The organism is Pseudomonas jilinensis, from assembly GCF_003586265.1.
Lineage (GTDB): Bacteria > Pseudomonadota > Gammaproteobacteria > Pseudomonadales > Pseudomonadaceae > Halopseudomonas > Halopseudomonas phragmitis.
Genome location: NZ_QJSA01000029.1, coordinates 1 through 5,774, shown reverse-complemented (window position 1 = coordinate 5,774; position 5,774 = coordinate 1). Strand labels below are relative to the sequence as shown.

The 5,774-nt window shown below is 57.1% G+C and carries 3 protein-coding genes, 3 tRNA genes and 1 pseudogene; 1 reads left to right on the top strand and 6 read right to left on the bottom strand.

Going from position 1 to position 5,774, the window contains the following annotated elements; all coding sequences use genetic code 11:
• Nucleotides 1-134: 134 nt before the first annotated feature.
• The 6 genes from C2846_RS18330 to birA all read right to left on the bottom strand — a co-directional run bounded on the left by C2846_RS18330 (nt 135) and on the right by birA (nt 2,941).
• Nucleotides 135-210, bottom strand: a tRNA-Thr gene (locus C2846_RS18330).
• 23 nt (nt 211-233) lie between these two features.
• Nucleotides 234-307 (bottom strand) — tRNA-Gly (locus C2846_RS18325).
• A 23-nt stretch (nt 308-330) separates the two neighbouring features.
• Nucleotides 331-415 (bottom strand) — tRNA-Tyr (locus C2846_RS18320).
• Between the two features lie 132 nt (nt 416-547).
• Nucleotides 548-1,228 carry an SPOR domain-containing protein gene (locus C2846_RS18315; RefSeq protein WP_119702176.1) on the bottom strand — a complete coding sequence of 227 codons (681 nt, stop codon included), beginning with the start codon at nt 1,226-1,228 and terminating at the stop codon, nt 548-550.
• Nucleotides 1,228-1,977, bottom strand: coding sequence for a type III pantothenate kinase (locus C2846_RS18310; RefSeq protein WP_080051605.1), 750 nt, complete (start codon nt 1,975-1,977; stop codon nt 1,228-1,230). The genes C2846_RS18315 and C2846_RS18310 overlap by 1 nt, the downstream gene beginning before the upstream one ends.
• Entirely contained in the window at nt 1,967-2,941 is a 975-nt protein-coding gene (gene birA / locus C2846_RS18305) for a bifunctional biotin--[acetyl-CoA-carboxylase] ligase/biotin operon repressor BirA (protein ID WP_240638234.1), read from the bottom strand. Before birA ends, C2846_RS18310 begins: the two co-directional genes overlap by 11 nt.
• A gap of 256 nt (nt 2,942-3,197) precedes the next feature.
• Between birA and fusA the strand changes: the two are divergent.
• A pseudogene (gene fusA / locus C2846_RS18300) lies at nt 3,198-5,313 on the top strand (elongation factor G).
• Nucleotides 5,314-5,774: the final 461 nt, after the last annotated feature.

The window sequence follows — 5,774 nt, the reverse complement described above, 5'->3', positions numbered from 1 at the left end:
GTGCCCACGTTCAGGTGCGGTTTGCTACGTTCGAACTTCTCTTTAGCCATCGAGAGATCCCCTATTCGTGAGTGCAATGCGCGAGTCACGCGACCATTAAATAAAAGGCAGATATTCGCATATCTGCCTTTATCTGGAGCTCATGAGCGGATTTGAACCGCTGACCTCACCCTTACCAAGGGTGTGCTCTACCAACTGAGCTACATGAGCCTACAACTTTTGCAGCGCCGCGCTGGAGCGGGTAGCGGGAATCGAACCCGCACCATCAGCTTGGAAGGCTGAGGTTCTACCATTGAACTATACCCGCCAAGTGCCCGGCTATTGCGAATCTGGTGGAGGGGGAAGGATTCGAACCTTCGAAGGCTAAGCCGTCAGATTTACAGTCTGATCCCTTTGACCGCTCGGGAACCCCTCCGTAAAAGAGGCGCCATTTTCATCACTTGGCACCACTCTGTCAACACTTTTCTTAGCAAAAACCGCCACTTGAAGTTCAACAGAGGCCTCGGGGCGCAGCCATCAAGACCCGGCGACCGAAGCGGGCGCCATTCTAGGGGATGTTGCTGCCGTTAGCAATGGGTCTACAGGGATGAAACTGATGCTGCAAGCCGGGAAAATCATTACGCAGACGCGCCAACATTGCCTGGTCCACCAGACGCCTGGCCGCACTATCGACCTGAACGACATAGAGCCTCCCAAGCTTTTCCACCGACTCCACACGAACATCATAGCCCTGCGCCCGTAATTGCGACTGCCGCGCACGGGCATAGTCCTCACGGCTGAACACCCCTAGAGATAACTGACCCGCATGCACCCCCTGAGTCACAATAAAACTATCAACCCCCTGCTCCTGCAAACGCGCAAGGCGCTGCATCTGCGCCTCCCGACCACCAGGCACCGACATCAACAGCCAATAATCAACACTGTCCGGCACATCACGCCGAATCACGTCCGCCTGAATATTCAGAGCAAGCAACCGCTGACGCAACTGCCCCGCATCGGCCGACGACTCGAACTGACCGAGATTGACGCACAAGGTAGTACGCTCTTCGACCCGACCAGAGACTAGCGGAGCATCTACCGACGACTGCGCAGCATCGCGACCAGGCAGCCCACCCTCCAGCGCAGCGTCAGCTACCTGCCGCAAAACCTGACTTGCCCGCCCGTCCTGAAACTGCCACAAGCCATATAATATGTTGAGCAGTAGCAAGAACAGGAACAGCGAGCGCATCAGTCGGCCTCCATGGGACAGGCCAGAGCCAACCCTTCGAACACCAGATCATTGATGACATGACACTCACCCGGCAGCAGCTCAGCCATTCGCGCCGCATCCCCACCCGTCAGAATCACCACCATCGCATCACCCAGCAACTGACGACCAATGCGCAACTGCTCACGCACAAAACCAGCCAGCATCAACTCACAACCATACTCCACCGCCTCAGCAGTCGCCCGCCCCGGACTCGGCTCCAACAGATCCCCTTGCAAACTTCCTTCATAGCGGATCAGGCGCGTGTGGCGCTTGAGACTCGAGCGCAACAACTTGCTACCCGGCGCTATATAGCCGCCCAGGTGCTCGCCCTCAGCATTAACGAAGTCAACCGTCACCGCCGTCCCCAAATCAATGACCGTGCAGGCGCGCCGGCACAATTGATAACCAGCAACCAGGGCCAACCAGCGATCCATTCCCAGCTTGGCGTAATCCGCATAACCATTGCGCACCCCTGCCAGCATCTGACTACCCTTTGCCAGCACCGGGTGCAACTTCAACCAACTGGTCAACTGGTCCATCACCACCTGGGTTTCATCAGCCGAGCGCACGCTAACCAGGCGACAGCCACGAATTTCGCGCTCCTGCCCACCCAAAAGCCGCTGCAACTCCACCAGATCCGGCGCCATATCGCGATCACGCACCCGCCCCTCACGATCGAGCAGACGCCATTTGATCAAGGTGTTCCCGCAATCCAGCTCAAGTAGCATCATTCAACCTCAGGCTCACCTCGCCCCCACTCAGTTGCTGCTCACCATCTACTGTCAGCAACCTTAGCGCCCCTCGCTCAGTTACGCCCCGATTCAACCCTTCAACAACACTGGCGCCGGCCGTTACTTTGACCTCAAGCCCGTGCCACGCATCATACTCAGACCAGCGCTGAGCAAAGGGCGCAAAACCCTGAACCCGAAACAACTCCATAGCCGCATCCAACCGAGCAACGAAGTCGGCCACCATGGTATTGCGATCCAGACTGCCCCCCTGGCCAGACAAGCGCAGCGAAGTCCAGGCCTGATCAATCTCCGAAGCCGGAGCCGTCATCAACACATTCACCCCAACACCAATGACAGCTGCACATTCGGCAGTGAGATCGCCAGCCACCTCAACCAGGATGCCGGCCAGCTTGGCACCTTCAAGCAATACATCATTGGGCCATTTCAAACGACAGCCTTTATAACCTGCAGCCTCAAGCGTATCGACCAACACCATCCCGACCATCAGACTCAGACCTTCGAGCCGCTGCGCCCCACTATCAAATGGCACGACCACCGTCATATAGATGTTTTGCCCATAAGGACTCTGCCAAACTCGACCACGCCGCCCACGCCCAGCTGTCTGCCGCTCCGCCAGACACACCAAGGGACGCATACCACCGACACTCAACAGTCGCTGAGCCTCAGCATTAGTTGAGTCTAACTCCTGATGCAGATACCACTCCCAGCCTTCCGCCCGTGTTGCCGGCAGCAGCCCAATAATTTGCGACTGATCGAGCAGACTTGCCCCTCGCGGCAAGCGATAGCCTTTGCCACGCACACTTTGCAAAGGAAAACCCTGCTCTTCCAAACGCTTCAAGGCCTTCCAGACAGCCGCACGGCTAACGCCCAGCCGCTCGCCCAACGCCTCACCGGAATGAAAGCGCCCATCAGCCAGAAGTTTTAAAAGCTGTTGCAGCATGATTAAAAAACCGCCACCCAAACAGACCCAGCATCATACCGCTCAGCGCGCCCGGAATGAATTGGAAATACTTATTTATGGCCACCACCCAGGACAAAGAATCACAACGACATCCAATCACTATGACCATTTATCGCATCAGGCCAGCCCTTTACCACCTCCAGAACACTCTTTGACGCAAAAACTGAGCGCACTGGCTTTGAGTCCTGTAGAATGTCCGCCTATTTTCAAACCAAACCGGCTATCAGAGAACGTCATGACTGATCTATCCCTTTATCGCAATATTGGTATCTTCGCCCACGTTGATGCCGGCAAAACCACTACTACCGAACGCATCCTCAAGCTCACCGGTCGCATTCACAAGCTGGGGGAAACCCACGAAGGCGAATCCACCACAGACTTCATGGAGCAGGAAGCCGAGCGCGGCATTACCATCCAGTCCGCCGCCGTTAGCTGCTTCTGGAAGGGCCACCGTTTCAACGTCATCNTGGAAGGGCCACCGTTTCAACGTCATCGACACCCCCGGCCACGTTGACTTCACCGTAGAAGTCTATCGCTCACTGAAAGTGCTCGACGGCGGCATTGGCGTATTCTGCGGCTCCGGCGGCGTCGAGCCGCAGTCCGAAACCAACTGGCGCTACGCGAATGACTCCAAGGTTTCGCGCCTGATCTTCGTCAACAAGCTGGATCGTATTGGCGCTGACTTTATCCGCGTCACCGAGCAGGTTAAAAACGTACTGGGCGCCAAGCCGCTGATCATGACCTTGCCGATCGGCCGCGAAGACACGTTCTGCGGCGTGGTCGACCTGCTGAGCCGCCAGGCCTTCGTCTGGGACGAAACCGGCGTGCCGGAAAACTACAGCATCCAGGAAATTCCAGCCGACATGGCCGATGATGTTGAAGCCTACCGCGAGCAGCTGATTGAAAGCGCCGTGGAAATGGACGACGAGCTGATGATGGCTTACATGGAAGGCGAAGAGCCGTCCATCGACGACGTCAAGCGCTGCATCCGCAAGGGCACCCTGGAGCTGGCCTTCTTCCCGACCTACTGCGGCTCGGCGTTCAAGAACAAGGGCATGCAACTGCTGCTCGACGCCGTTGTCGACTACCTGCCGTCTCCGACCGAAGTCAACCCGCAGCCGCTGACCGACGAAGAAGGCAACCCGACCGGCAAGTTCGCAATCGTTTCCCCCGACGAGCCTTTCCGCGCCCTGGCATTCAAGATCATGGATGACCGCTTTGGCGCCCTGACCTTCTGCCGCATCTACTCAGGCAAGTTGGCCAAGGGTGACACCATCCTGAACTCCTTCACCGGCAAGACCGAGCGTGTCGGTCGCATGGTTGAAATGCATGCCAACGAGCGCAACGAACTGACCAGTGCCCAGGCCGGCGACATCATTGCTATCGTTGGCATGAAGAACGTTCAGACCGGTCACACCCTGTGCGACCCGAACAACGAGTGCACCCTGGAAGCTATGGTCTTCCCCGAGCCGGTAATCTCCATCTCCGTTGAGCCGAAAGACAAAGGCTCCACTGAGAAAATGGGTATCGCCATCGGCAAGATGGTCGCAGAAGATCCCACCTTCCGCGTTGAAACCGATCCGGATTCCGGCGAAACCATCCTCAAAGGCATGGGCGAGCTGCATCTGGATATCAAGGTCGACATTCTCAAGCGTACTTACGGCGTTGAGCTGGTGGTCGGCCAGCCACAGGTTGCCTACCGCGAAACCATTACCCGTGAAGTCAGCGACAGTTACACCCACAAGAAGCAGTCGGGCGGTTCCGGTCAATACGGCAAGATTGACTATGTCATTCGCCCTGGCGAGCCGAACTCCGGTTTCACCTTCAAGTCCAGCGTTGTTGGCGGTAACGTTCCGAAGGAATTCTTCCCGGCCATCGAAAAGGGCTTTGCCTCGCTGATGGACACCGGTCCACTGGCTGGCTTCCCGGTACTCGACGTTTCCTTTGAACTGACCGACGGTGGCTACCACGCCGTTGACTCCTCGGCTATCGCGTTTGAAATCGCGGCCAAGGGTGCTTTCCGCCAGTCCATGCCCAAAGCCGGCCCGCAACTGCTGGAACCGATCATGAAGGTCGACGTCTTCACCCCCGAAGACCACGTTGGTGACGTGATCGGCGACCTGAACCGTCGTCGCGGCATGATTGGCGGCCAGGAAGCTGGCGTAACCGGCGTACGCATCAAGGCCGATGTACCGCTGGCAGAAATGTTCGGCTACATCAGCACCCTGCGTACCATGACCTCCGGTCGCGGTCAGTTCTCGATGGAGTTCTCTCACTACTCGGCCTGCCCAGCCAACGTAGCCGAGGCCGTAATAGCCAAGGAAAAAGAGAAGAAAGCCGCCAAGAAATAAGGCTCACGCCAACTCTTGGACAGAAGACGCCTGATGCTTTGCATCAGGCGTTTTTTTATGCCTGGCAGTTATCCCCCGGACAACTCGGCACACCCCTAGCCGGACACAGCACACCTCACTCTCCCCTAAGCCACAACCCAGGCAACCTCACGCCAGCCGATACTCGATCACCCAGCGCAGCTCAGCCAATCAGCAACATTATGGCAACCTTCAAAGCTGGCAGCAGCACACGACAAGGAAGGATACCGCCAGCAAGAGCTGACGATCCTACGCAGGCAAGCAGCAGGTAGCGAGGGTCTTGTGCTGAAGCGATGTATGCCGTCAGCCAGCTATCGTTTGATAGCCCAGCAGGCAGAGGAGAACCTTGCAGACAGAATACAGGACATACAGCGTGCCTTGTCCTGAGCCTGACTGGCGGATGGCGCAGGTTTTTTCAGTGCCCAAAGAAGAAACCCCGATCT

Bases quoted from the DNA above. Each gene is read 5' to 3' on its own strand.
- C2846_RS18315 (WP_119702176.1), bottom strand. From the start codon at position 1,228: ATGCGCTCGCTGTTCCTGTTCTTGCTACTGCTCAACATATTATATGGC.
- C2846_RS18310 (WP_080051605.1), bottom strand. From the start codon at position 1,977: ATGCTACTTGAGCTGGATTGCGGGAACACCTTGATCAAATGGCGTCTG.
- birA (WP_240638234.1), bottom strand. From the start codon at position 2,941: ATGCTGCAACAGCTTTTAAAACTTCTGGCTGATGGGCGCTTTCATTCC.